24 protein-coding genes and 1 tRNA gene are annotated in these 25063 nt (G+C 52.2%); 19 read left to right on the top strand and 6 right to left on the bottom strand.

The window, feature by feature from the left end; genetic code table 11:
* Nucleotides 1-10: 10 nt before the first annotated feature.
* Complete coding sequence (locus B4923_RS12135; protein WP_109054623.1) at nucleotides 11-619, bottom strand: HD domain-containing protein; 609 nt, start codon at nucleotides 617-619, stop codon at nucleotides 11-13.
* A 387-nt stretch (nucleotides 620-1006) separates the two neighbouring features.
* Here B4923_RS12135 and trhA point away from each other — a divergent pair, with 387 nt between their 5' ends.
* Nucleotides 1007-1654: a PAQR family membrane homeostasis protein TrhA gene (gene trhA, locus B4923_RS12130; protein ID WP_109054622.1), complete on the top strand. Its 648-nt coding sequence runs from the start codon at nucleotides 1007-1009 to the stop codon at nucleotides 1652-1654.
* Nucleotides 1655-1755: 101 nt separating this feature from the next.
* On the opposite strand, the gene ygfZ is transcribed toward trhA, so the two are convergent.
* On the bottom strand, nucleotides 1756-2742 hold the full coding sequence (gene ygfZ, locus B4923_RS12125) for a tRNA-modifying protein YgfZ (RefSeq protein ID WP_109054621.1): 987 nt from the start codon (nucleotides 2740-2742) through the stop codon (nucleotides 1756-1758).
* 221 nt (nucleotides 2743-2963) lie between these two features.
* On the opposite strand from ygfZ, the gene sdhE reads away from it, so the two are divergent.
* The 3 genes from sdhE to rlmF all read left to right on the top strand — a co-directional run bounded on the left by sdhE (nucleotide 2964) and on the right by rlmF (nucleotide 4696).
* A complete protein-coding gene (gene sdhE, locus B4923_RS12120) occupies nucleotides 2964-3230 on the top strand; it encodes an FAD assembly factor SdhE (protein ID WP_109054620.1) in 267 nt (88 codons plus the stop codon).
* The gene (locus B4923_RS12115) at nucleotides 3211-3624 is read left to right on the top strand and encodes a protein YgfX (protein WP_109054619.1); all 414 of its coding nucleotides are present in this window, start codon (nucleotides 3211-3213) and stop codon (nucleotides 3622-3624) included. The genes sdhE and B4923_RS12115 overlap by 20 nt, the downstream gene beginning before the upstream one ends.
* Nucleotides 3625-3748: 124 nt before the next feature.
* Nucleotides 3749-4696, top strand: a complete 948-nt coding sequence (gene rlmF, locus B4923_RS12110) for a 23S rRNA (adenine(1618)-N(6))-methyltransferase RlmF (RefSeq protein ID WP_109054618.1) — start codon at nucleotides 3749-3751, stop codon at nucleotides 4694-4696.
* Nucleotides 4697-4819: 123 nt separating this feature from the next.
* On the opposite strand, the gene fldB is transcribed toward rlmF, so the two are convergent.
* Nucleotides 4820-5338: a flavodoxin FldB gene (gene fldB / locus B4923_RS12105; protein WP_109054617.1), complete on the bottom strand. Its 519-nt coding sequence runs from the start codon at nucleotides 5336-5338 to the stop codon at nucleotides 4820-4822.
* A 342-nt stretch (nucleotides 5339-5680) separates the two neighbouring features.
* Here fldB and B4923_RS12100 point away from each other — a divergent pair, with 342 nt between their 5' ends.
* From B4923_RS12100 to B4923_RS12090, 3 genes are read left to right on the top strand one after another with little or no spacing between them, the layout of a single operon-like run.
* Complete coding sequence (locus B4923_RS12100; RefSeq protein WP_109054616.1) at nucleotides 5681-6706, top strand: methionine ABC transporter ATP-binding protein; 1026 nt, start codon at nucleotides 5681-5683, stop codon at nucleotides 6704-6706.
* Nucleotides 6699-7367: a methionine ABC transporter permease gene (locus B4923_RS12095; protein WP_109054615.1), complete on the top strand. Its 669-nt coding sequence runs from the start codon at nucleotides 6699-6701 to the stop codon at nucleotides 7365-7367. The genes B4923_RS12100 and B4923_RS12095 overlap by 8 nt, the downstream gene beginning before the upstream one ends.
* Nucleotides 7368-7381: 14 nt before the next feature.
* Nucleotides 7382-8203 (top strand): MetQ/NlpA family ABC transporter substrate-binding protein, encoded by an 822-nt coding sequence (locus B4923_RS12090; protein WP_425428621.1) that lies wholly within the window; start codon nucleotides 7382-7384, stop codon nucleotides 8201-8203.
* A 119-nt stretch (nucleotides 8204-8322) separates the two neighbouring features.
* Here B4923_RS12090 and B4923_RS12085 read toward each other — a convergent pair whose 3' ends face one another.
* A complete protein-coding gene (locus B4923_RS12085) occupies nucleotides 8323-9648 on the bottom strand; it encodes an MFS transporter (protein WP_109054614.1) in 1326 nt (441 codons plus the stop codon).
* A gap of 399 nt (nucleotides 9649-10047) precedes the next feature.
* Here B4923_RS12085 and xerD point away from each other — a divergent pair, with 399 nt between their 5' ends.
* The 7 genes from xerD to B4923_RS12050 all read left to right on the top strand — a co-directional run bounded on the left by xerD (nucleotide 10048) and on the right by B4923_RS12050 (nucleotide 19027).
* Complete coding sequence (gene xerD / locus B4923_RS12080; protein WP_109054613.1) at nucleotides 10048-10947, top strand: site-specific tyrosine recombinase XerD; 900 nt, start codon at nucleotides 10048-10050, stop codon at nucleotides 10945-10947.
* A gap of 88 nt (nucleotides 10948-11035) precedes the next feature.
* Nucleotides 11036-11752 (top strand): bifunctional protein-disulfide isomerase/oxidoreductase DsbC, encoded by a 717-nt coding sequence (dsbC, locus tag B4923_RS12075; protein ID WP_109054612.1) that lies wholly within the window; start codon nucleotides 11036-11038, stop codon nucleotides 11750-11752.
* 6 nt (nucleotides 11753-11758) lie between these two features.
* Nucleotides 11759-13492 carry a single-stranded-DNA-specific exonuclease RecJ gene (gene recJ, locus B4923_RS12070; RefSeq protein WP_109054611.1) on the top strand — a complete coding sequence of 578 codons (1734 nt, stop codon included), beginning with the start codon at nucleotides 11759-11761 and terminating at the stop codon, nucleotides 13490-13492.
* 99 nt (nucleotides 13493-13591) lie between these two features.
* A protein-coding gene (gene prfB / locus B4923_RS12065; RefSeq protein ID WP_109054610.1) for a peptide chain release factor 2 occupies nucleotides 13592-14690 on the top strand; the annotation gives its coding sequence in 2 pieces (ribosomal slippage) (nucleotides 13592-13666 and nucleotides 13668-14690; 1098 coding nt in all).
* A gap of 9 nt (nucleotides 14691-14699) precedes the next feature.
* A complete protein-coding gene (gene lysS / locus B4923_RS12060; protein WP_109054609.1) occupies nucleotides 14700-16217 on the top strand; it encodes a lysine--tRNA ligase in 1518 nt (505 codons plus the stop codon).
* Nucleotides 16218-16419: 202 nt separating this feature from the next.
* A tRNA-Gly gene (locus B4923_RS12055) sits at nucleotides 16420-16493 on the top strand.
* A 98-nt stretch (nucleotides 16494-16591) separates the two neighbouring features.
* Entirely contained in the window at nucleotides 16592-19027 is a 2436-nt protein-coding gene (locus B4923_RS12050; RefSeq protein WP_109054608.1) for a glucose/quinate/shikimate family membrane-bound PQQ-dependent dehydrogenase, read from the top strand.
* 110 nt (nucleotides 19028-19137) lie between these two features.
* Here the strand turns inward: B4923_RS12050 and yghX are convergent, their stop codons facing one another.
* Entirely contained in the window at nucleotides 19138-20025 is an 888-nt protein-coding gene (gene yghX / locus B4923_RS12045; protein ID WP_109054607.1) for a YghX family hydrolase, read from the bottom strand.
* Nucleotides 20026-20403: 378 nt separating this feature from the next.
* On the opposite strand from yghX, the gene cbpA reads away from it, so the two are divergent.
* The 3 genes from cbpA (at nucleotide 20404) to B4923_RS12030 (ending at nucleotide 22227) form a co-directional block, all read left to right on the top strand.
* Nucleotides 20404-21360 carry a curved DNA-binding protein gene (gene cbpA / locus B4923_RS12040; RefSeq protein ID WP_109054606.1) on the top strand — a complete coding sequence of 319 codons (957 nt, stop codon included), beginning with the start codon at nucleotides 20404-20406 and terminating at the stop codon, nucleotides 21358-21360.
* A complete protein-coding gene (locus B4923_RS12035; RefSeq protein ID WP_109054605.1) occupies nucleotides 21360-21662 on the top strand; it encodes a chaperone modulator CbpM in 303 nt (100 codons plus the stop codon). The genes cbpA and B4923_RS12035 overlap by 1 nt, the downstream gene beginning before the upstream one ends.
* A 136-nt stretch (nucleotides 21663-21798) precedes the next feature.
* Nucleotides 21799-22227, top strand: a complete 429-nt coding sequence (locus B4923_RS12030) for a TOBE domain-containing protein (protein WP_109054604.1) — start codon at nucleotides 21799-21801, stop codon at nucleotides 22225-22227.
* 120 nt (nucleotides 22228-22347) lie between these two features.
* Here B4923_RS12030 and B4923_RS12025 read toward each other — a convergent pair whose 3' ends face one another.
* Entirely contained in the window at nucleotides 22348-22578 is a 231-nt protein-coding gene (locus B4923_RS12025; protein ID WP_109054603.1) for a hypothetical protein, read from the bottom strand.
* A gap of 444 nt (nucleotides 22579-23022) precedes the next feature.
* On the opposite strand from B4923_RS12025, the gene cspA reads away from it, so the two are divergent.
* Nucleotides 23023-23241: an RNA chaperone/antiterminator CspA gene (cspA, locus tag B4923_RS12020; RefSeq protein WP_009114380.1), complete on the top strand. Its 219-nt coding sequence runs from the start codon at nucleotides 23023-23025 to the stop codon at nucleotides 23239-23241.
* Nucleotides 23242-23623: 382 nt separating this feature from the next.
* On the top strand, nucleotides 23624-24547 hold the full coding sequence (lpxP, locus tag B4923_RS12015; RefSeq protein WP_109054602.1) for a kdo(2)-lipid IV(A) palmitoleoyltransferase: 924 nt from the start codon (nucleotides 23624-23626) through the stop codon (nucleotides 24545-24547).
* Nucleotides 24548-25063 lie beyond the last annotated feature (516 nt).

Genomic DNA, 25063 nt, shown 5'->3' with positions numbered 1-25063 from the left:
TGGCGGGGGGTTAGAGCAGCCACCCTTTGGCTTTCGCCTCTTCCAGATGCTGTTTCAGGTATTGCCACAGTTCTGGATTGATATTGGCGATAAAATCGGCGCGGCCTAATACCTGTTCGAGACGGATGCCGTTCTCCACCCAGCTTTGGCCGCCGTTATGTAAATTCATCAGCACCGGCATGATGCGATCGAGCATTAGTGCGAATTGGGCGCTGGCGGTTTCGCCCGCTTCATATTCCAGCCAGAGATCGTGGAACTGCTGGCGTTGCGGTTCCGGCAGCAGACCGAAAATCCGTGCAGCGGCAGCCACTTCCCGATCGTGAATGGCAAGGCGTGCGGAAAGATCGTAAACCAGCACGTCACCGGCATCGATCTCGACGATATCGTGGATCAGCGCCATCTGAATTACGCGCTGAATATCCACCTCTTTGCCCGCGTAAGGCGCCAGCGCCATTGCCGCTACCGCAAAATGCCAACTGTGTTCGGCAGAATCTTCATGGCGATCGCTGCCAATGATTTTTGAGCGGCGCTGCACGCTCTTTAATTTATCGATTTCTATCAAAAAGCCGACGACATCGGTCAAAGAACCGAAATTCAGAATGGGTGAAGCAGACGACATGAAAACCACCTTTTGCAGTTAAAACCGGAGGAAGAGCAGGGAGCGTCGGCACCGGATAACCGCTAGCGTGAGTAACCGGTAGGGACGGCGGCGCCCTTCAAAAACGGACGTACATATACCCAGTCGGTTTCGAGATGCAGGGCAGGTAATGAACCTGCAACGGGAAAGATGGAGGGTATCAAAGCCGGTAATTGTAGGGGATGTAACCGAAGATTTACATGAATGATTGCAGCGAAAATTGAAATGTCATATTAGGTAATTATTTTAGCTTACACATGTACACTGAAACTATTCTCAGTTAATCTGCTCAAAGGTTAGACACCGGTGCTTGCAATAGGTACCGGTTAAATATCTGGAGTGCATAAGCCGCTGCTGATTAGGGTAAACATGTCAAAGAACGTACAGACGCCAGGGTATTCGCTGGCAGAGGAGATCGCGAATAGCGTAAGCCACGGAATTGGCCTGGTTCTCGGTATTGTCGGGCTGGTGCTGTTGTTGGTTCAAGCGATCAATAATGGCGCGAATGGCATTGCTATCACCAGTTACAGTCTCTACGGTGGAAGCATTATTCTCTTGTTCCTCGCTTCGACGCTGTATCACGCCATTCCGTCACCGCGGATCAAACCCTGGCTGAAGAAATTCGACCACTGTGCAATCTATGTGCTGATTGCCGGAACCTATACGCCGTTTCTGCTGGTCGGGCTTGATTCGCCGTTGGCGGATGGTCTGATGGTGGTGATTTGGAGTATGGCGCTGCTAGGCGTGATCTTTAAACTGGCCTTTGCCCATCGTTTTGAAGTGCTCTCGCTGATCACCTATCTGGTGATGGGGTGGCTGTCGCTGGTGGTGATTTATCAGCTCGCCATGACGCTTTCGGCAATTGGCGTGACCTTGCTGGCGGTGGGCGGTGCAGTTTACACGCTGGGGGTGATCTTCTACGCGAGTAATCGTATTCCTTACAATCACGCTATCTGGCATGGTTTTGTGCTCGGCGGCAGCGTGTGCCACTTTCTGGCGATTTATCTTTACGTATGACGTATTTCGGTGTGGCGCCCGCCCCTTCCGTGTGGCGCCTGCCCCTTCCGTGTGGCGCCCGCCCCTTCCGTGGGGCGCGCGGCTGAAAGCGCGTGTCGCGCTCAGTCCGTTATTTCATAAGGCAGCGGTTGAATCTTCAACCGACCGTCGGCTTCTTCCCGCACGCGCAACAGGCTGTCGGCGTCCAGATCGTTATTCATGACCACCTGAACCCACACGCTCTCATCCTGTAAACGGCATGCTGTTAGCACAGTACCGGTGCGTCGCCAGTTTTCTCCTAATTGCAGTTCCAAATCTTCCCCTGCTTCTGGAACGCGGTTGGCCTGACCCGCCAGCCAATAGAGCGCGCGTTTGTTGGCGCCGCGGTATTTGGCCCGTGCCACCATTTCCTGTCCGGCATAACACCCTTTGCTGAAACTAATGCCATTTAATGCCTGTAAATTAGCTGCTTGCGGGATGAACTGCGCGCTGTTTGCGCTGTCAATGATCGGCAGACCGGCTTCGATATCCAAAGCCAGCCATTGGCGGCTATCGTTTAGCTCGGTTTTTCCTTCAAGTTGCTGGCTCAGCGTAGCGTATTGTTCGGGAGTCAGCACCAGCAGGAAACGTTCTGCCGGAAGGGAGAAGTGCAGCAGCGTAGCCCCCTCATGTTGCACGACCGGATGTTCGGCGTCTGGCAGGGGGCTGAAAACGGAAGACAGCCGCTCACGAATTTTAGCGCCGGCGGCGCCCAGCAAAATAACATTGTCATCTGCTGCTATCGTAGTTTTAGAGAAAACAGCGTATTTTTTCAGTTCGCTGAGCTGGGTGTCACGTAAGTTACGACGTTCAATAAATGCGAATCCGTCGTCGCGTTGGAAAAGACGTAAGTTGCTCCACATTTTTCCTTTGGCGTCACAGTGCGCGCAAAGGATATGTTGGTCGGCGGGCAGGGCGGCAACATCGGCTGTCACCTGACCTTGCAGGTATTTGATGGTATCCGGGCCGGTTAGCGTCACCAGCGCCCAGTCATCCAGAGAGATGAGCGTTGCGGGGAGCTGGGCCGAAGCAAACGGACGCTGTGATGTAAAAGGAAATTGATTAGCCATATTACCATCCTGCTGCGTTGATGCGGTATGCGAATGGCCTAATGGTAAAATAGCGGCGAAGGTTTGCAAGCGGTTATTGTGCGGGCGTCCTCGCAGTCCCGGTGTGATAGCGCCGCAATGCAGCGGTAAAATATGTCAAAGTGTTACTATTAGTTTAATACCCGCTGTTGAAATCGGGTTACACTAGTGGCAAGCATTGATTAACAAGGTGGATATAAAGCATGGAAATCGATAATAAGTCACGGATTCACTGGGCATGTCGCCGAGGCATGCGTGAACTGGACATTTCTATTATGCCTTTCTTTGAGCATGAGTATGATGCATTGAATGATGATGACAAACGAGCGTTTGTGCGTCTGCTGCAATGCGACGATCCCGACCTGTTTAACTGGCTGATGAACCACGGCGAACCGCAAGATCAGGCGTTGAAACGCATGGTTTCCCTTATCCAGACGCGAAATAAAGATCGTGGCCCAGTGGCAATGTGATATTCGCGTTTCCTGGCGCATGCAGCTTTTTTCACTGATTGTGCATGGGTTATTGGTGTTGCTGATACTGCTGGCTCCCTGGCCGGACGGTTATGCTGTACTGTGGCTGGGGCTGGTTACCTTGGTCGTGTTCGGTTTTATCCGCAGTCAGCGAAATATCAAATCCCGGCAAGGGGAAATTTTACTGCACAGCGAGACGAATCTGCGCTGGCAGCAGCAGGAATGGCAGATTGTTAAACGCCCCTGGGTGCTGAAGAACGGCATTTTGCTCTCTCTGAGATCGTCCAATGGGAAAGGTCAGCAGCGATTGTGGCTGGCATCGGACAGCATGGGGAATGATGAATGGCGCCATTTACGCCAATTGTTGTTACAGCATAAAAGCTGGGTAAGATAAGCGCTTTTTCGAACTACCACGGTATTGGCTTCCCTCACTTGTCCCGGTTACCTGATGTTCAGGTTCCGGTGCGCCGTTTTGGTTGCTATCTGACCACACCTTGAAATCTATTGGATATACACTGATGACCACCCCCTCTGATAAGCATGCGGCACAAAAGAATGTGCTGCACCCGCGTAACCGCCATCGCGGTCGTTATGATTTTACCGCGTTAAAACAAATCCATCCGGCGCTGATCCCATTTGTGAAAGTGAATCCCTATGGCGATGAGTCGGTGGATTTTGCGGATCCTGTCGCGGTGAAGGTATTGAATCAGGCGCTGCTGCACCATTTCTATCAGATCGAACACTGGACCATCCCGGATGGTTTTCTCTGCCCGCCGGTTCCCGGCCGGGCTGACTATATTCACCACCTTGCCGATCTGTTGGCGGAAGATAATGGCGCCGTTGTACCGCGTGATGCCTCGGTGCTGGACGTGGGCTGTGGCGCCAACTGCGTTTATCCGCTGATTGGCCACCGCGAATATGGCTGGCGCTTTACCGGCAGTGAAATCAATTCTCAGGCGATGCAGGCGGCCAATGTCACGATCGAGGCCAATCCCGGCCTGAGTCGTGCGATTCGCCTGCGTCGTCAGAGAAACAGCAAGGCCATTCTGAACGGTATCATCCATAAGAACGAAACCTTTGATGCCGTGCTTTGTAATCCGCCTTTTCATGATTCCGCGGCGCAAGCGCGTCAGGGATCACAGCGTAAGCTGCATAATTTGGGACTGGACAAACATTCTCCGCTCAACTTCGGTGGCCAGCAGGACGAGCTTTGGTGTGAAGGGGGCGAGACCGCTTTTATCAGCCAGATGATTAGGGAAAGCGCCGGCTTTGCCCGGCAGTGTCTGTGGTTTACTTCGTTGGTATCACGTAAGGAAAACCTGCCTGAGCTTTATCGTGTGCTGGAAGAGGTTGGGGCAGAAAAGGTCAGAACCATCAATATGGCGCAGGGGCAGAAACAGAGCCGCTTTATTGCATGGAGCTTTTTTGACGGCGTCGCCCGCGCCAGATGGTTGCAGAAGCGGTAACGTGCGTTGGCTTTCCGGCCCATCCGTGGCCTCGCCCCCGGTGGGGCCATTGCAAGCCGCGTTCAAATCGGTTCCGGGCAGATTGTCAGTCTCCCGGATCGGTGCGCGGGTTAGCTCGCGGTATTACAGCAACACCGCCATTTCCTGTAGAATTTGCTCACACCACTGTTCAATTCGTTCGTCGCTCAGGTCGTATTGATTGACCTCATCCAATGCCAGCCCGACAAACTGTTCGCCATCGGCGGTCAGCGGTTTGGGGCTGGTAAATTCGTAGCCTGCCGTCGGCCAGTAGCCGATGAATTTCACCCCCAGTGGTAAAAGCCGGTCGTGCAGCATGCCCAGCGCATCCAGGAACCATTCGCCGTAACCCAGCTGGTCGCCCATGCCATAAAGCGCCACGATCTTGCCGTTGAGATTTAGCGTTGAGAGCTGCTCCCAGATATTCTCCCAGTCTTCCTGGATTTCGCCGAAGTCCCAGGTCGGGATGCCGAGGATCAGTATGCCGTAATCTTCCATTCGCTGTGGATCAACCTCCTTGACGTTGTGCAGATCCACCAGATCTTCCCCTAAAATGTCGCGGATCTTCTCCGCCGCCATTTCGGTATAGCAGGTGCTTGAGCCGTAAAACAGACCAATTTTCATAGGCAATAAAGAATTCTTTTGAGAGCAATGTGAATGAGGGCGCCTGAAGCCATTATCACACCGGAGGTGATAGCCTTGAACGAATAAGCGTCGTCAAAGCCACAAACGAATGACGTCGGCAGCGCACCACTATAGCCAGATTTTCGTCATATTTCACACGCTTTGCCCTATATATTAAATATGAATAAGTAATGTATTTTACATTCTTCCTGCCCATATCAACTCCCGATAGGATAGACACTATTTTCATGAAATAGCCATCTGACCGCCTCTGATATCATCCCTGGCCGGGAGAGGCTACCGGTCAGAAGGCGCGATATAAGAATAAGGATTCGTTTCGTTATGATCGTTCTTTCGAACGTTGGCAAAACTTTTGACAGTGCTCACGGCCGTATAGTGGCGGTGGACGACGTGAATCTCACGGTGGAACAGGGACAGATTTACGGCATTATCGGCTACAGCGGGGCGGGGAAAAGTACGCTGATCCGCTTGCTGAACGGACTGGAAACCCCGACCAGTGGGAGCATTGTGGTCAACGGATTTGATATCGCCCGCGCCAGCAGCGATGAGCTGCGCCGCGCACGGCTGAAAATCAGCATGATATTTCAGCACTTTAACCTGCTGTGGTCGCGAACCGTCAGCCAGAATATCGCATTCGCTTTGCAGATTGCCGGGGCGCCCAGGGCGCAGATCAGGCAGCGTGTCGTCGAATTGATCTCCCTGGTCGGGTTACAGGGCCGGGAAGACGCGTATCCCTCGCAGTTAAGCGGTGGTCAGAAGCAGCGTGTCGGCATTGCCCGCGCATTGGCCAACAATCCCAGCGTTCTGCTGTGTGATGAAGCGACATCGGCGCTGGATCCGCAAACCACGGACGCCATTCTTGAACTGTTGCTGGATATCAACCGCAAGCTGAATCTCACTATCGTGCTGATCACGCATGAAATGCACGTGGTACGCAAAATCTGCCACCGGGTGGCGGTGATGGAAAACGGCCGTATCGTGGAGGAAGGGCCGGTGCTTGATGTCTTTATCCGGCCGCAGCTGCCCATTACGCGCCAGTTCGTCAAACAGGTGGGCCAATATCAGGCAACCGAAGAAAGCTTTAACCCGCTGCTGACCGAGCATCTGTCGGGCGCCGTGCTCAAACTGACGTTTGTCGGGCAACAAACGCATCAGGCGATCGTTTCCGAAGTGATTCAGACCTATAACCTGACGATCAATATCCTGCATGGTCAAATCAGCCACACGCTGAGCGGTTCGTTTGGCGAACTGTATATTCACATTGAGGGCGACGACCAACAAACCGCTCGCGTGCTGGATTTTCTGAAAGAACGCGATATTACGGTCGAGGTGATTAAACATGCTTGAGTCCCTATTCCCCCACCTGAAAATCGATCAGCTGTTGGACGCTACATGGGAAACGCTGTATATGACCGGCGTGGCCGGACTGGCGACGCTGATTCTGGGCATTATTCTGGGCGTTATCCTGTTTCTGACGTCTAAAGGTCAGTTATTACAGAACCGGCCGGTATACATAGTGATTTCCGCGCTGGTGAACGTGTTCCGATCTATTCCGTTTATTATTTTGATCGTCCTGCTTATTCCCTTCACCAAAGCGCTGGTCGGAACGATTCTGGGGGCGAATGCGGCGCTGCCGGCGCTGATTGTCGGCGCCGCCCCTTTCTATGCCCGTCTGGTCGAGATCGGACTGCGCGAAGTGGATAAAGGCGTGATTGAGGCGGCGCGTTCAATGGGCGCGAAAACGCACACGCTTATCTTCCGCGTGCTGTTGGCGGAATCCTCTCCCGCACTGGTTTCCGGTATCACGGTTACGCTGATTGCGCTGGTCAGCTATACCGCGATGGCGGGCGTTATTGGCGCCGGCGGGCTGGGGAATCTGGCTTATCTGGAAGGTTTTCAACGTAACCACGGCGATGTGACCCTGGTCGCGACATTGACGATTCTGCTGATCGTGTTTGTCATCCAGTTCATCGGCGATGTTATCACCACAACACTCGATAAACGTTAATAACAGGAATAATGATGATGAAAAAACAAATTATGATGATGGCGTTTGCCTCGTTAACCGCGTTAGCTTCTTTTGGCGCTGCCGCCGAAACTAAGCTGGTGGTGGGGGCATCCAACGTTCCGCACGCGGAAATTCTTGAACAGGCAAAACCGATCCTGAAACAGGAAGGCATCGATCTGGAGATCAAACGTTTCCAGGATTACATCCTGCCCAATACCGCACTGGCAAGCCGCGATATTGATGCCAACTACTTCCAGCATGTGCCTTATCTTGAATCGGTGCTGAAAGATCACGCCAACGATAAAAGCTATGACTTTGTCAGCGCAGGGGCGATTCATATTGAGCCGATTGGTATCTATTCTAAAAAGCATAAGAGCCTGAAAGATCTGCCGGAAAACGGCCGCATCATCATGCGTGACGCCGTCGCGGAAGAAGGCCGTATTCTGTCGATTTTTGAGCGTGAAGGCGTCATCAAGCTGAAGCCGGGCGTCAGCAAGGTCGATGCCAGGATTTCCGATGTGGTGGAAAACCCGAAAAAGCTGAAATTCCTTGCTAACGTCGAAGGCGCGCTGTTGCCGCAGATGTATAACAACGATGAAGGGGACGCGGTGGTAATTAACGCCAACTATGCTATCGATGCCGGTCTGAACCCAACTCAGGATCCGATTGCGGTGGAAAGCGGTGAGAATAACCCGTATGCCAATATCATTACCGTACATAAAGGGGATGAAACCAAGCCGGAAATTGTTGCGCTGGTGAAGGTGCTGCACTCTAAGGAAATTCAGGACTTCATCCGGGAAAAATATAAAGGCGCGGTGATCCCGGTTGACCAATAAGCCCGTTGATCGCGAAGATATATAGAAGAGATATAAAAGGACCGCCTTGGCGGTCCTTTTGCTTTCTGTGTGATGCGGTCTTGACTCGTTTTTCTCGTCCAGACCGCGACAACCGATATTTAGCCTAATGACTGATGGCGTGTCTCTTTGGTTGCCAGCAACGCAATCAGCGTCAGCGACGCCATGGCGGCCAGATAAACGCCCACGTAGAACAGGCCGTAGTTGGCCGTCAGCCAGGCGGCAATATAAGGTGCGACGGACGCGCCCAGAATGGATGACATATTATAAGAGAACGAGGCGCCGGTATAACGGACTTCCGTCGGGAACAGCTCAGGCAGCAGCGCGCCCATTGGACCGAACGTCAGCCCCATCAGGCTCAGACCGAGTACCAGGAACCCCATGACCAGCGCCTGATTGCCGGAACCGAGCAGATACGGGAACAGCATGGAAAACAGCAGCATGATGCAGGTCACGACGATCATGGTTTTACGGCGTCCAAATGCATCTGCCAGATAACCCGCTATCGGGATCGTCAGGCCAAAACCGATAACCGCCACCATCAGCATCCACAGGAAGCTGTTCCGTGAGAAGCCGAGGCCGTCTGGAATCGGTTTGGTGCCGTATGTCATGGAATAAACGGTCATAATGTAGAACAGCGTATAGGTAGCCAGCATGATGAATGTGCCGAGGATCGTGGCTTTCAGGTGTTTGCTGAGCAATGTGCCCATCGGAATGCGAACCTGTTTACCGGCTTTGACGGCTTTGGTGAATACCGGCGCTTCATGCAGAGAAATACGAACATACAGACCAATCAATACCAGCACGGCGGAAGCCACAAACGGCACGCGCCAGCCCCATGACATAAACTGTTCATCAGTCAGCAGCCAGGACAGCAGCAGGAACGTACCGTTTGCAAAGAAGAAGCCGATGGGGGCGCCAAGCTGCGGGAACGAACCGTACAGCGCGCGTTTGCGGGCCGGCGCGTTTTCGGTCGCCAGTAGCGCCGCGCCGCCCCATTCGCCGCCCAACCCCAGGCCTTGACCGAAACGCGCCAGTGCCAGCAGGATCGGCGCAAGAATACCGATGGTTTCGTAGCTGGGTAACAGACCGATCAGGACCGTTGAAATCCCCATCGTCAACAGTGAGGCCACCAACGTGACTTTACGTCCGACGCGATCGCCAAAATGACCAAATAGCGCTGAGCCAATTGGACGGGCGATAAAAGCAATGGCAAAGGTTGCCAATGATTGTAGCGTGGCGGCGGTTGGGTCACCCTGCGGGAAGAAAATATGTGGAAATACCAGCACGGCGGCGGTGGCGTAGATATAGAAATCGAAGAATTCAATGGCGGTGCCCACCAGCGAGGCGATAATAACCTTACTGCGCGAATTTACCGGTGGGGCATCAACCTCTGCGTCGATAGTTGGAGCGATGGTGGCTTGCATAATGTTTCTTTATTTTAACAACACGAACAACCATTCTATGCACAGAAAAACAGGCTTTTCAACGCCGATTGAGTAGGGATAATCCGTGCCGGGAAGGGGCGTTGAGATGCCTGTTCCGACATATAGGCAATACGGAAAATATAATGTGCTAAGGTTTCATTTTTGCCGGAGAATGTTATGGCGATGTTGATGATTGCGGAATATGTGAGATCGCGCAGAATAATGCGCGTCTGATGAGTGGCTCAGGCATAATACCCTTTCATCCTTACCATTCGCAGGTGTGTTGACCTTATCAATTTCGGTCGCTGGGTTGTCCCGGCGGCTGTGGGGGCGTGGGGTCGCCTGGGTTCCTGTGTATTGGAATCTATTTAGGTACAGATGAGTCGGGAGGACACCGTGATGCAAGCACAGGATCAGGCATTCATCGAGCAATTTCTTGATGCGTTATGGCTGGAGCGAAATCTGGCAGAAAATACGCTGGCTTCTTATCGGTTGGATTTACGTGCTTTGGCTGACTGGCTGGAACATCATGATAATGATTTGCTGCGTGCGCAGGCTATTGACCTGCAATCGTTTCTGGCCGAGCGCGTGGAAGGGGGCTATAAAGCGACCAGCTCTGCCCGCTTGCTGAGCGCGATGCGTCGATTGTTTCAGTATCTTTACCGGGAAAAAATCCGTAGCGATGATCCGAGCGCCGTATTGTCATCGCCTAAATTACCGCAGCGTTTACCGAAAGACCTGAGCGAAGCACAGGTCGATGCCTTACTGAATGCGCCAAGCGTTGATCTGCCGCTGGAATTACGCGATAAAGCGATGCTTGAAGTATTGTATGCCACGGGCTTGCGCGTTTCTGAACTGGTAGGGCTGACAATCAGCGATGTCAGTTTGCGTCAGGGCGTGGTGCGGGTGATCGGCAAAGGCAATAAAGAACGGCTGGTGCCGCTGGGTGAAGAAGCGGTGCACTGGATTGAGCAATATCTGGAATATGGTCGGCCATGGCTGCTCAATGGACAAACGCTGGATGTGCTCTTCCCCAGCAATCGTGCGCAGCAGATGACGCGTCAGACGTTCTGGCATCGCATCAAACACTATGCGATGCTGGCGTCCATTGACAGTGAAAAGCTGTCACCGCATGTGCTACGGCATGCGTTTGCTACCCATTTATTGAACCATGGTGCGGATTTACGGGTGGTGCAGATGTTGCTGGGGCACAGCGATCTTTCCACCACCCAGATTTATACCCATGTTGCGACAGAGCGCCTGAAACAGCTGCACCAGCAGCACCATCCTCGGGCGTGATGAAATATTGATATGGCGGCGCGGATCGCTCGTCACTTCTGGATCAATACGACGTATTGGCAGATAAACCGGAACGGGATTTGATGAAATGAAAAAAGGGTTATTACTGCTTTCTCTGCTGGCGGCAACAGCGGCTGGTTTTGCGCACGCTGATGATTCGGCCATCAAACAGACGCTGACTCGTCTGGGGATGCAGGCGGCGGAAATCCAGCCGGCACCGGTCGCGGGAATGAAAACGGTGTTGACGGACAGCGGCGTGTTCTATGTCAGTGAAGACGGTAAACACCTTATTCAGGGACCGCTGTATGACGTCAGCGGCAAAACGCCGGTCAACGTCACGAACCAGATCCTGAAAGGGAAAATGGAATCGTTGCAGGATCAGATGATCGTTTATAAAGCGGCGCAGGAAAAACATGTCATTACCGTGTTTACCGATATCACCTGCGGCTATTGCCATAAACTGCATGAGCAAATGAAAGATTACAACGCGCTGGGCATTACCGTGCGTTATCTGGCTTTCCCGCGTCAGGGGCTGAACTCTCAGGCGGAAAAGGACATGCAATCTATCTGGTGTATGGCGAATCGAAACAGCGCGTTTGATGCCGCGCTGAAAGGCGAAGAGATTTCTCCCGCGACCTGCAAAACCAATATCGCTGCTCACTACCAGCTTGGCGTGCAGTTTGGCGTACAGGGAACGCCGGCCATTGTATTGGAAGATGGCATGGTGGTGCCTGGTTATCAGGGGCCGAAAGAGATGTTGGCGATGCTGGATGCACACAAGGCGTCGCTGAAAACAGGTGGTTGATGTAACGTGGAACTGATAACTCAACTCCGCCGGCGTCCGCTGGCGGAGGATATTGATTTACCGACAACGGTGCCGCCTTTGTTGCGTCGCTTGTATGCTCAGCGCGGCATTAAAGACGCGCAGGAACTGGAGCGTGGTTTGCGCGGCCTGCTGGATTATCGTCTGCTGAGCGGTATCGAGAAGGCCGTCGATTTTCTGCAACGGGCGCTGGCCGATCAGCGCTGTATCGTGATCGTCGGGGATTTTGATGCCGATGGCGCCACCAGCACCGTGCTGACGGTATTGGCGCTGCGTAGCATGGGCGGCGTTAACGTTAAGTATCTGGTGCCGAATCGCTTTGAGGATGGCTACGGGCTGAGTCCGGAAGTCGTCGCGCAGGCGTCGTCGCTGGGGGCTGAGGTTATCGTCACGGTGGATAACGGCATTTCTTCTCACGCCGGCGTGGATGATGCGCACCGACGCGGCATCGCGGTGCTGGTGACTGACCATCATTTGCCGGGCGAAACGTTGCCCGCGGCCGACGCCATGATCAACCCAAACCTGCACGACTGCGCGTTTCCGTCGAAATCGCTGGCGGGCGTGGGGGTCGCCTTCTATCTGATGATGGCCTTGCGGGCGCGCCTGCGTGAAACCGGCTGGTTTGCCGCGAAAACGCTGGCGGAGCCGAATCTGGCCGAACTGTTGGATCTGGTGGCGCTGGGGACGGTGGCGGATGTGGTGCCGCTGGATGCCAATAACCGTATTCTGGTGGCGCAGGGGCTGGGCCGCATTCGGGCCGGAAAATGTCGTCCGGGGGTCCGGGCGCTGCTGGAAGTGGCGAACCGCGAAGCCGGTCAACTGGTTGCCAGCGATCTCGGTTTTGCGCTCGGTCCGCGGTTAAACGCTGCCGGACGACTGGATGATATGTCGATCGGCGTGGCGCTGCTGCTCAGCGATGATATCGCTCAGGCGCGTATGCTGGCCAGCGATCTGGATGCGTTGAATCAGACCCGGCGTGAGATTGAGCAGGGTATGCAGGTGGAGGCGCTGCGCCTGTGCGAAACGCTGGAGCACAGCCGTGACGAACTGCCTTACGGCGTGGCGATGTACCATCCGGAATGGCATCAGGGTGTGGTCGGTATTCTGGCGTCACGTATTAAAGAACGGTTTCACCGTCCGGTCATTGCCTTTGCGCCTGCGGGTGAGGGCATGTTGAAAGGATCGGGGCGTTCCATCGCCGGTCTGCATCTGCGTGATGCGCTGGAGCGTCTGGATACGCTGTATCCGGGAATGATGCTGAAATTCGGCGGTCACGCCATGGCGGCGGGATTATCGCTGATGGAAGATCAGTTTGAACCCTTCCGCCAGCGCTTTGGCGAACTGGTCGGCGAATGGCTGGATGCTTCCCAACTGGAAGGCGTGATTTGGTCAGACGGCGAACTGGCGCTGCCGGAGCTATGTTTATCCACGGCGGAGATGTTGCGTAATGCGGGACCATGGGGACAGTCGTTCCCGGAGCCGACGTTTGACGGCCGTTTCCGTATCCTACAGCAAAAGTTGGTCGGTGAACGTCACCTGAAAGTGATGGTGGAACCGGTAGACGGCGGCCCGCTGCTGGATGGCATCGCGTTTAATGTCGATACGCTGCTATGGCCTGACAGCAGCGTGCGCGAAGCTGAACTGGCGTACAAACTGGACGTGAATGAGTTTCGTGGTAAACGTTCGGTCCAACTGCTTATCCAGCATTTATGGCCGCGGTAACTTGACGGATGAAAGCCTATAAACCACGCGCTGAATCCGCTAGAATAAGCGGTTTACATATATTCCATCATCTACGACTTAACGTAAGATCATAAAATCATGTTTGAAATTAATCCGGTAAAAAACCGCATTCAGGATCTGTCTGAACGTACCGCCGTTCTTAGGGGGTATCTTTGACTACGATTCCAGGAAAGAACGCCTCGAAGAAGTAAACGCCGAACTGGAACAGCCCGATGTCTGGAACGATCCAGAGCGGGCGCAGACGCTGGGCAAAGAACGTTCCTCGCTGGAAGCCATCGTTGATACCATCGACCAACTGACTCAGGGGCTGGAAGACGTCACTGGTTTGCTGGAACTGGCGGTAGAAGAAGACGATGAAGATACCTTCAACGAAACCAGCGCAGAGCTGGACGTGTTGGAAAACAAATTAGGCCAGCTCGAATTCCGCCGTATGTTCTCTGGTGAGTATGACAGCGCGGATTGCTATCTGGATATTCAGGCGGGTTCTGGCGGCACCGAAGCTCAGGACTGGGCCAGCATGCTGGTGCGTATGTACCTGCGCTGGGCGGAAGCCAAAGGATTTAAAACCGAAATTATTGAAGAATCCGATGGTGAAGTTGCCGGAACGAAATCCGCTACCATCAAAATCATGGGTGACTACGCGTTTGGCTGGCTGCGTACCGAAACCGGCGTACATCGTCTGGTGCGTAAAAGTCCGTTCGATTCCGGCGGTCGCCGTCATACTTCGTTCAGTTCCGCGTTCGTTTATCCTGAAGTGGACGACGATATTGATATCGAAATCAATCCTGCCGATTTGCGTATTGACGTTTACCGCGCTTCTGGTGCGGGCGGACAGCACGTTAACCGGACGGAATCCGCGGTGCGTATCACCCACATTCCGACCAATATCGTCACACAGTGTCAGAACGACCGTTCCCAGCATAAGAACAAAGATCAGGCGATGAAGCAGTTGAAAGCCAAGCTGTATGAGTTTGAGATGCAAAAGAAAAATGCTGAGAAACAGGCGATGGAAGATAACAAGTCGGATATCGGCTGGGGAAGCCAGATTCGTTCCTATGTCCTGGATGATTCACGCATCAAGGATTTACGTACCGGGGTGGAAACACGCAACACCCAGGCCGTGCTGGATGGCGATCTGGATAAATTTATTGAAGCAAGTTTAAAAGCGGGGTTATAAGGAATTTACATGGCTGACTCACAATCACAGGGTGCCGATCAGGCGCAGGATCTTAATAACGAACTGAAGGCGCGCCGTGAGAAGCTGGCGGCGCTGCGTGAAAACGGCATTGCGTTCCCGAATGACTTCCGCCGTGACAGCACGTCCGATCTGCTGCACACCGCCTATGACGACAAAGAAAACGAAGAGCTGGAAGCGCTGAACATCGAAGTAACCGTCGCCGGCCGTATGATGACCCGCCGTATCATGGGGAAAGCGTCTTTCGTCACGTTGCAGGACGTCGGTGGTCGTATTCAACTGTATGTTTCCCGAGACGATCTGGCGGAAGGCGTATATAACGAGCAGTTCAAGAAATGGGATCTGGGCGATATCCTCGGCGCGCGTGGCAAGCTGTTCAAAACTAAAACGGGCGAACTATCCGTTCACTGTACCGAACTGCGTTTGCTGACCAAAGCCCTGCGTCCGCTGCCGGACAAATTCCACGGCCTGGCCGATCAGGAAACCCGCTACCGTCAGCGCTATCTGGACCTGATCGCCAACGAAGAATCCCGTCATACCTTCCGTATCCGTTCCAAAGTGATGGCCGCTATCCGTAGCTTCATGGTCGACAATGGATTTATGGAAGTGGAAACGCCGATGATGCAGGTGATCCCCGGCGGCGCGGCGGCGCGTCCGTTTGTGACCCACCATAATGCGCTGGACATTGATATGTACCTGCGCATCGCGCCGGAACTGTATCTGAAACGTCTGGTGGTGGGCGGTTTCGAACGCGTATTTGAAATCAACCGCAACTTCCGTAACGAAGGGGTTTCCCCGCGCCATAACCCGGAATTCACCATGATGGAGCTTTATATGGCGTATGCCGATTATAAAGATCTGATCGTGTTGACGGAAAATCTGTTCCGCACGTTGACGCAGGACGTGCTGGGTTCCACGACGGTTGAATATGGCGATCAGACTTTTGATTTCGGCAAGCCGTTTGAAAAGCTGACCATGCGCGAAGCGATCTGCAAATATCGCCCGGAAACCAACGTTACCGATCTGGACGATCTGGCTAAAGCCACGGCGATTGCCGAGTCTTTGGGCATCAAGATCGAGAAAAGCTGGGGCCTGGGCCGTATCGTCACTGAAATCTTTGAAGAAACGGCGGAAAGCAATCTGATTCAGCCCACCTTCATTACCGAATACCCGGCTGAAGTGTCGCCGCTGGCGCGCCGTAATGATCTGAACCCGGAAATTACCGATCGTTTCGAGTTCTTCATCGGCGGACGTGAAATCGGCAACGGCTTCTCCGAGCTGAATGATGCGGAAGATCAGGCTGAGCGTTTCGCCCAGCAGGTGAGCGCCAAAGATGCGGGTGATGACGAAGCGATGTTCTACGATGAGGACTACGTGACGGCGCTGGAACACGGTTTGCCGCCAACCGCAGGTCTGGGTATCGGCATTGACCGTATGATTATGCTGTTTACCAATAGTCACACCATCCGCGACGTTATTCTGTTCCCGGCGATGCGCCCGCAGAAGTAATAACTCCCCGTTGGCGGAGAGGATGTCACCAAACGGCGCTTAACCGCGCCGTTTGCGTTTGATGATATAACGCCTGTTTTCCCGCCACCGAAACCGCACTTGCCTCGTCAAATGTGTAACTGGTCAAAAGCTAAACAGCGTTGCCGGGTTTTTTGCTTGCCCGGCAACGGGATAGCGCTATAATGCCAAGCGCTATCCCGTTGCGAGTGTAGTTCAATGGTAGAACGAGAGCTTCCCAAGCTCTATACGAGGGTTCGATTCCCTTCACTCGCTCCAATTATCCCTCTCTCAACGTCCACCAGGCCCATTCAATCCAGTCTTCGTTTTTTGGTCTAAAATAAACTTACCATTATTTACATTAGTGTTGTAATACCATGAACGGAGTATTAATAAAAAGGCCGCTTTGGCTAAAAGTTTGTAGTTTTTCCCTGGGGAGCATCCTTATTCTGGCTGCTCTCTTTTTCGTGATTGCGGGTGGAAAACTGGTTAGTCTGGGAGGTGATTGGTATTTCCTGATATCTGGCATTCTGATGCTGATCAGTGGGTATCTACTGCTTCGTACCCGTTCCTCAGGTGCTCTGCTCTATCTGATCGTTACCGCAGGAACGGTGATTTGGGCGTTATGGGATGCCGGGCTGAATTTCTGGCCATTGATTTCCCGCCTGATGTTTCCTGGCGGGCTGGCGATCATCGCCTTCTTCCTGCTGCCTTCGCTGCGTCGTTATGAGACAAAATCTCCGCTAAGCACCGGTTTCTATTCACTGGGTACTCTGTCTGTTCTGGCATTTGTTGCCGCGTTTGCCGGCATGTTCGTACCACATGAGCCCGTGCCGTTTGCGGGTCAGGAAAAACCACTGATTCCGGTGGCAGAAGAGATGCAGCAAAAAAACTGGGATAACTACGGTAATACTCCAGGTGGCAGCCGCTTTGTTGCTCTTGATCAAATCAACCGCAACAACGTGACTGAACTGAAACCGGTATGGACATTCCGTACCGGCGATACGCCGCTCAGCCCGACCGGTAATGGGGCGGAAGATCAGCAAACGCCATTGCAGATTGGGGATCGGGTTTTCCTGTGTACTCCGCACAATAATGTCATTGCGGTAGACGCTGATTCCGGCGAACAACGCTGGAAAGCAGAGATTAATGCCCAATCCTCGGTATGGATGCGCTGCCGTGGCCTGGCTTATTTTGATGCCACTCAGCCAGTCAAACAGCCTTCGGTTCCGGGCAGCAATGCGCCCGCGGCGGTATCCGTTGCCAGCGATGCGGCCTGCCAGCGCCGCATTCTGATGAATACGATTGATGGACGTCTGATTGCGCTGGACGCCGACGACGGTCAGTTTTGTCAAGATTTTGGTAATAAGGGCGTTGTGAATCTGCTGGATGGAATGGGGGACGCGCCGGACCCCCAGTATGTGGTGACGTCTGCGCCGACGCTGGCCGGCACTACGGTGGTGGTAGGTGGACGGGTAGCGGATAACGTCAGCACGGATATGCCTGGTGGGGTCATTCGTGGTTATGACGTGATCACGGGCGCGCTGCGCTGGGCTTTCGATCCCGGCAACCCTAATCCGAATGCCGTTCTGCAACCTGGCGAACACTACACGCGGAGCACGCCTAACTCCTGGGCGTCCATGTCTTATGATCCGGACGCCAACACGGTCTTTCTGCCAATGGGCAGTTCTTCAGTCGATATCTGGGGAGCTAACCGTACCGAGTTGGATCACAAGTATGGCGCTTCTGTCCTGGCGCTGGATGCCACTACCGGTGAAGAAAAATGGGTCTATCAGACCGTCCACAATGATTTGTGGGATTTCGATGTGCCCATGCAGCCCAGTCTGATTAATTTTCCGGCCGCCGATGGCAGTGAAAAACCCGCAGTCGTCTTTGGCACCAAGGCCGGACAGATCTATGTACTGGATCGTCGTACGGGTCAGCCATTGACACAGGTGGACAACGTACCGGTGAAGCGCGGCGATATCCCTAATGAACAGTACTCGGATACTCAGCCCCGTTCAGTAGGCATGCCGCAGATTGGCGCTCAGACGTTGAAAGAGTCAGATATGTGGGGAGCAACATCGTTTGACCAGCTCATCTGTCGCATCAGTTTCAAATCAATGCGTTATGACGGTCTGTACACTGTACCCGGCACCGATGTTTCCCTGAGTTTTCCGGGATCGCTGGGAGGCATGAACTGGGGCGGTTTATCTGAAGATCCGAATAATCATTATATTTTTGTCAACGATATGCGTCTTGGTCTGTGGCAGCAGCTCGTGAAAGCGGATCCGAATCCGTCGGCGGGTCAGAACAGCGGCGGGGAAGCGGTGAATACCGGAATGGGAGCTGTACCGATGAAGGGCGCGCCTTATTCTGTGAATAAGAACCGTTTTATGTCTCCACTGTCTATTCCCTGCCAGACACCGCCTTTTGGTACGCTCTCGGCAATCGATATGAAGACGCAGAAAATCGTCTGGCAGGTGCCGGTTGGAACGGTTCAGGACACTGGCCCCTTTGGTATCAAAATGGGTATGAAAATGCCTGTCGGCATGCCAACGCTGGGAGGAACCCTAGCGACGCAGGGCGGACTGGTGTTTATTGCCGGGACACAGGATTACTACCTGAGAGCCTTTGACAGTTCGACCGGTAAAGAAGTGTGGAAAGCCCGTCTACCCGTTGGTAGCCAGGGTGGCCCGATCAGTTATATATCACCGAAAACAGGTAAGCAGTATATTCTGATCTCTGCCGGCGGTGCGCGTCAGTCACCCGATCGTGGTGATTATGTGATCGCTTACGGCCTGGATAAATAGCTGACAATATTCCCCGGAATTCTCCGGGGAACGTTTTATTCGGTAACCGTTCTTCTATCTGAAAACGCACGAGCAGACGGTGTCGATATGTCCAGTATCTTGATACTGGCTCACGCCAGGTAACGCTTGAACCAGTTGATGGTACGATCCCATGCCAGATCGGCGGCGGCTTTATCGTAGCGCGGTGTCGAATCATTATGGAAACCGTGGTTCACGCCGGGATAGATGTAGGCCTCATAGGTTTTATTCGCAGCTTTGAGCGCAGCCTCATAAGCTGGCCAGCCTTCGTTGATACGAGTATCCAGTTCGGCATAGTGGATCAGCAACGGGGCTTTGATCGCGGGAACATCGGCCGCGTCGGCCTGACGACCATAGAACGGTACGGCCGCGCCCAGTTCGGGGAATGCGACGGCCGCAGCGTTTGCGACGCCGCCGCCATAACAAAAACCGGTAATGCCGACTTTGCCCGTGGTGTCGGGGTGGTGCATCAGGAAATCGATAGCGGCAAAAAAGTCATTCATCAGTTTGGTCGGGTCGACCTGCTGCTGGAGTTCACGGCCTTTATCGTCATTGCCGGGATAGCCGCCGACTGAGCTCAGCCCATCCGGCGCCAGTGCGATGAAACCCGCTTTGGCAACCCGCCGCGCGACGTCTTCTATATAGGGATTCAACCCCCGGTTCTCATGAACCACAACCACCGCAGGCAATTTGCCGGTGGCTTCTGCCGGGCGCACGAAATATCCCCGCACTTCACCATGTCCGTTGGGCGATGGGTACTGAATGTATTCAGGAAGAATAGAAGGATCGGTGAATTCAACTTGCTGTGCCAGAGCGTAATTCGGGCTCATCAGACTTAGCAGCGTCATGCCTGTCATTCCGCCAACGGCAAGCTTTGTCGCCATGGAAATAAATTCGCGTTTGGTGATTTTCCCATGGGCGTAGTAATCGTAAAGCTCGAGCAACTCCGGCGAAAAGTCTTTAGCAGTCATTCGTGTCATACCCGGTCCCCTTATACTCTGGTTAATATGAAGTTAATGGTAAGTAACTAACAGATGACTGCTAAAAAGATAGCATGGGTTAACTGTATCAGCCAGAGAGTACTAACCGTGTTGTCCCTGCATCAGTCGGTTTGGCGTAGCATTTGGGGACGAATCGCCGTGATGGCTTTTACCTCCGGGTCCCGGAGAGCGAAACGATCTCTTTTGCTGTGAAACGGCTGCGATGGTATTTATCGTCTAAGGTTTTAATGGAGCAACCGTTTTCTCAATGGCATATAGGCGTATGATTGGAAACGGATACCGAGAAAACGAACACTCCGCCTGGAAGGTAAAAGCGATTGTTTATCGTATAACCATTATGTTTAAGGGCATTACCGCATGGAATTCAAAGACTACTATGCCGCGTTGGAAGTCGATCCTTCCGCCGATCTGAAAACGATCAAAACGGCTTACCGCAGACTGGCGCGTAAATATCACCCCGATGTCAGTAAAGAACAGGATGCGGAAAACAAATTCAAGGACGTTGCCGAAGCTTATGAGGTGTTGAAAGACAGTGAGCGACGTGCCGAATATGACGAATTGAGGCAGCATCGCAACGATCCCCGCTTCTCCGAACCACCGCCGGGTTATGACGGTGGCGGGACGCACTGGCACAGTTCGGCCGGTGGTTCGCATGATTTTTCTGATTTTTTCGAGTCTATTTTTGGCCATCAGGCATCTCAGGGTCAGCGTACTGCCTCCGCACGGGCCGCTTATGCTGCCCGCGGTCAGGATCTTGAGATGGAAGTTCCGCTGTTTCTGGAAGAAACGCTGACTGGGCAAAGCCGGTCGATTTCCTACTCATTACCGGTTTTTGATGAGCTGGGACGTCAGACCAGGGAAGTGACTAAAACGCTGAATGTAAAAATCCCGGCAGGTGTGGGAGACGGCGAGCGTATCCGTCTGAAAGGTCAGGGAAGCGCTGGTTTGGGCGGCGGGCCGAACGGCGATCTGTTCCTGACTATTCGTATTGCTCCGCACCCGCTGTTTGATATTGATGGTCATAATCTGACTATCGTCGTGCCGCTGGCGCCCTGGGAAGCGGCATTGGGCGCCAGTATCGAAGTGCCTACATTGACCGGCAGAATAGCCCTGACGATCCCGCCCGGCAGTCAAAGCGGCAAACGATTACGGATAAAAGGAAAAGGGCTGGAAAGTAAAAAGGGGACTGGTGATCTGTATGCCATTCTGAAAGTGGTGATGCCACCGAAGATGGATGAAAAAGCCGCTGCACTGTGGAAACAGTTGGCCGAACAGGCGGCATTTAATCCTCGTCGCGAATGGGAGTCAAAATAATGGCGGAAGAAATGACGTTTACTGTGGTGGAGCTGTGCCGCTCCGTGGATATCACTCAGGAGGAATTGATCGAAGTCGTAGGACTGGGTGTGATTGTTCCTCTTGAGCCGGATGAATCGCACTGGATCTTCGATGACCGGGCGTTAAGCTGTCTCCGGCGGGCGCAGCGATTACAGATAGAACTGGATTTGGACTGGCCTGGCGTTGCCATGACGTTGACGCTACTGGATCAAATAGATGAGCTGAAGAGAGAAAACGAGCAGTTACGACGGCAGCTTGAACGCTTCATGATGGTGTCCTGATGTTTGTTCCCCGTGGCTGAAGTATTGTTTCTTCAGCCCCGGATTGTTCATCAGATAAATGAATCTTGAGGAAAAATCTCGGTTGCTGTTTGAATCAGAAATATGTCGCTTAATCTGAAAATTAAAAGGGGTAACTATGTCAGTTTCTGCAAGAAATCAATTAACAGGTGTTGTTGCCAGCATTATCGAAGGCGCGGTGAATAACGAAGTCGTCCTGAAACTGGACGGTGGAGAACAGCTGACAACGGTGATTACCAAGGCAAGCAGTCATTCTCTGGGCTTGGCGCCGGGTAAAACGGCGATTGCCTTAATCAAGGCGCCCTGGGTTATTTTGGCATCGTCAGACTGTGGGTTGAATTTTTCAGCGCGTAATCAGTTTGTGGGTACGGTGAAAAAAGTCGTCAAAGGCGCGGTAAATTCTACCGTACATATTGAGACCCGCAGCGGGTTATCACTAACCTCTAGCGTGACTAATGAAAGTATTGATGAAATGGCGATTGTTGATGGGCGAGAAGTGATTGCGTTGATTAAAGCATCCAGCGTGATTCTGGCGACCCAAAAATAACCTTGACGGGTATTTTTTATCACGATGGTGAATTCTGTTGTTCCCTGATCGTATTATCGGGGAACTTATTTAATCAATATATCTGGTAATTTTATTTGCCGGGATATTGGCATCATTTCGTTATTCTTTAGCATAGGTATCCTGATTTTTTTCAAGAATGGAAATGGCCGTCATCATTCCTTCTCTGTCATCGCTTTTTTTCATTTCACCTAATTGCACATACATGAAATCAAGTAACGTTCGGGTATTTATCGGTCGGCCCTGTTCGCAAACCTGCACGACAGCGAGGCCGATAATGGACTCGACACGCGATCGTTGTGCCGGGTACCAGGTTAAATTATGGATATTCATTGATTTTCTCCGGCATTGTTTGGTGAAACATTATAACATCTTTTAGGCATAATAATGGAAAATGATGCCGGTGATTGACGAGGATGAAAATGTTACAAGAAAAAATAAAATGATAGTTATCATCATAATGAGAGTGGAAATTTTCTTTTTCATGTCGATAACATGGAGGGAATCTTCAGGAGGTTTTGTCTGTTTTATACGGTCGCCAGAATTTCTTTGAAAGAAAGGCTTGCTATAAAAAACCATTCATGCGTTAATAACGTCATCGGCCTGTAATACAGACCTATTTATGAAAGACATTGTAATTAAGCGGTTCCTAGTTCAAGCGATGCACCCAATCTCTTATCCGACGAATTTCCTTCTTATAAGTGCCCATAAGTAATCACTGTAACAGTCCCCGTTCCGCCCTATAGTGGCTATCTAAATATATAAAGGAAATTCTCTATGTCTAATAAAATGACTGGATTGGTAAAATGGTTTGACGCTGGTAAAGGGTTTGGTTTCATCACCCCGACTGACGGCAGCAAAGATGTATTCGTTCACTTCTCTGCCATTCAAGGCCAGGGTAACGATTACAAAAGTCTGGACGAAGGCCAGAAGGTAGAATTCAGTGTTGAAAGCGGCCAGAAAGGCCCATCAGCGGTGAATGTTTCCGTAATCTAATGGTCTTTTGCTGATGACCGTTGAACCGGCATCTTGCCTTTGCCAATGATCATCACGAAAAACAACTGATTATGTATTAAGCCCTTCAGAGATTCTGAGGGGCTTAATTATTTGCATTTTTATCACTCCCTTCCTCCATGAATTCGAGTATGATGTAAGCCATCTTAGGCCTCCAGGCAGGTTGGTTCGAGTACTTCCCATGTTCCCTTCATAAAAAATATTAGCGTTTTCACCCTGGTGTTAACCCCATGATTGTGGCGGTTAGAGTAAATTTCATACACCGCAGAAACTATAACGATTAGAAAGTGTCACAGTATAAATGTAGCGCGGCGAGAGCGATTCTTTATGCGGTACCTACGTTGACTACTTAAAAATGAGTCTCATGAAGATTAAACAACGATTTGCCAGGTCATTACTTCATCCTCGCTATTGGCTTACCTGGTTTGGCCTTGGCGTCCTGTTCCTGCTGGTACAGCTTCCTTATCCGCTGCTGATGAGAATTGGCAGAAATGCGGGGCGTTTATCGCGTCTTGTTCTCAAACGCCGTGTCTCTATCGCCAGACGTAATCTTGAACTGTGTTTTCCCACCATTTCCGTTGAAGAACGCGAAGCGATGATCGTCAACAATTTCGCCTCTCTGGGAATGGCGTTGGTTGAAACCGGTATGGCCTGGTTCTGGTCGGATCGCCGCGTACGTCATTGGTTTGATGTGTCGGGGCTGGAACACTTGCAGCAAGCCTGTGCTAAAGAGCGTGGCGTCATGGTCATTGGCATTCACTTTATGTCGCTCGAATTGGGCGGCAGGGCGATGGGGCTGTGCCAGCCGATGATGGCGATGTATCGTCCGCACAACAATAAAGTGATGGAGATGGTGCAGACCTGGGGACGTTCCCGATCTAATAAGGCTATGATTGATCGCAAGGATCTGCGCGGCATGGTGCATGCGTTGCGGCGCGGTGAAGCGGTATGGTTTGCTCCCGATCAGGATTACGGCCCCAGAGGTAGCGTGTTCGCTCCCTTTTTTGCCGTCAAGAAAGCCGCGACAACCAGCGGTACGTATACGATAGCTCGTTTGGCTAAGCCCGCGATGATCACCACGGTATTGATTCGTAACCCGGATGCTTCCGGTTATCGGCTGGTCATTCAGCCTGAACTACAGAATTACCCTTATCACGATGAGCAGGAAGCCGCGTGTTATATCAATAAGGTCATCGAACGCGAAATTATGCGGGCGCCAGAGCAATATCTTTGGCTGCATCGCCGTTTCAAAACGCGTCCGACAGGGGAAGTTTCGCTCTACGCCTGAGAATGATTTCAGGCTGATCTGCACGTCTTATCCGCCTCCGCCTCCGTCTCAGATAAGTCGTGCAGAAGAGTAGGGAAGCGCTGCGGTTTTTCTACAAAATACTTTTTCTATAAAATACAAAGAAAAATGGCTGCCTGATGGCAGCCATTTAAATCGTCGTTATCGTACCAGGACGATTAACGGAAGATAGCGTGGGGGTTAACACCGCGATAGGTTTTGCCCAACGCTTTTAGTATTTGATTGATTTTACGGACAACACTCATCTTTTTATCCCCACCTCTTCTTTTCGAGAATTAGTTGTTGAAAGTACCAAAGTTGACGTTGATGTTTTCAAACATAGCGATGATTTTGTTCAGCAGTTTCATTTTGATATCCTCGTGAGTTGATGTTTTTCTGTGACGCTGTTCACGTTTTTAAGAATACTCGCGCTGATACATGAGGTCAACTTTTTTGTGAAGCTAATCACAAAAAAATGAACATTAAGTTTGTTAGAAATAAACCAGCGTTTTGATTGCT

The organism is Brenneria roseae subsp. americana (assembly GCF_003115815.1).
Lineage (GTDB): Bacteria > Pseudomonadota > Gammaproteobacteria > Enterobacterales > Enterobacteriaceae > Brenneria > Brenneria roseae.
Note: the sequence above shows the minus strand (reverse complement) of the source record. Positions and strands in the feature narration are given on the sequence as shown.

Bases quoted from the DNA above. Each gene is read 5' to 3' on its own strand.
- B4923_RS12135 (WP_109054623.1), bottom strand. From the start codon at position 619: ATGTCGTCTGCTTCACCCATTCTGAATTTCGGTTCTTTGACCGATGTC.
- trhA (WP_109054622.1), top strand. From the start codon at position 1,007: ATGTCAAAGAACGTACAGACGCCAGGGTATTCGCTGGCAGAGGAGATC.
- ygfZ (WP_109054621.1), bottom strand. From the start codon at position 2,742: ATGGCTAATCAATTTCCTTTTACATCACAGCGTCCGTTTGCTTCGGCC.
- sdhE (WP_109054620.1), top strand. From the start codon at position 2,964: ATGGAAATCGATAATAAGTCACGGATTCACTGGGCATGTCGCCGAGGC.
- rlmF (WP_109054618.1), top strand. From the start codon at position 3,749: ATGACCACCCCCTCTGATAAGCATGCGGCACAAAAGAATGTGCTGCAC.
- fldB (WP_109054617.1), bottom strand. From the start codon at position 5,338: ATGAAAATTGGTCTGTTTTACGGCTCAAGCACCTGCTATACCGAAATG.
- B4923_RS12100 (WP_109054616.1), top strand. From the start codon at position 5,681: ATGATCGTTCTTTCGAACGTTGGCAAAACTTTTGACAGTGCTCACGGC.
- B4923_RS12095 (WP_109054615.1), top strand. From the start codon at position 6,699: ATGCTTGAGTCCCTATTCCCCCACCTGAAAATCGATCAGCTGTTGGAC.
- B4923_RS12090 (WP_425428621.1), top strand. From the start codon at position 7,382: ATGATGAAAAAACAAATTATGATGATGGCGTTTGCCTCGTTAACCGCG.
- B4923_RS12085 (WP_109054614.1), bottom strand. From the start codon at position 9,648: ATGCAAGCCACCATCGCTCCAACTATCGACGCAGAGGTTGATGCCCCA.
- xerD (WP_109054613.1), top strand. From the start codon at position 10,048: ATGCAAGCACAGGATCAGGCATTCATCGAGCAATTTCTTGATGCGTTA.
- dsbC (WP_109054612.1), top strand. From the start codon at position 11,036: ATGAAAAAAGGGTTATTACTGCTTTCTCTGCTGGCGGCAACAGCGGCT.
- lysS (WP_109054609.1), top strand. From the start codon at position 14,700: ATGGCTGACTCACAATCACAGGGTGCCGATCAGGCGCAGGATCTTAAT.
- B4923_RS12050 (WP_109054608.1), top strand. From the start codon at position 16,592: ATGAACGGAGTATTAATAAAAAGGCCGCTTTGGCTAAAAGTTTGTAGT.
- yghX (WP_109054607.1), bottom strand. From the start codon at position 20,025: ATGACACGAATGACTGCTAAAGACTTTTCGCCGGAGTTGCTCGAGCTT.
- cbpA (WP_109054606.1), top strand. From the start codon at position 20,404: ATGGAATTCAAAGACTACTATGCCGCGTTGGAAGTCGATCCTTCCGCC.
- B4923_RS12035 (WP_109054605.1), top strand. From the start codon at position 21,360: ATGGCGGAAGAAATGACGTTTACTGTGGTGGAGCTGTGCCGCTCCGTG.
- B4923_RS12030 (WP_109054604.1), top strand. From the start codon at position 21,799: ATGTCAGTTTCTGCAAGAAATCAATTAACAGGTGTTGTTGCCAGCATT.
- B4923_RS12025 (WP_109054603.1), bottom strand. From the start codon at position 22,578: ATGAATATCCATAATTTAACCTGGTACCCGGCACAACGATCGCGTGTC.
- cspA (WP_009114380.1), top strand. From the start codon at position 23,023: ATGTCTAATAAAATGACTGGATTGGTAAAATGGTTTGACGCTGGTAAA.
- lpxP (WP_109054602.1), top strand. From the start codon at position 23,624: ATGAAGATTAAACAACGATTTGCCAGGTCATTACTTCATCCTCGCTAT.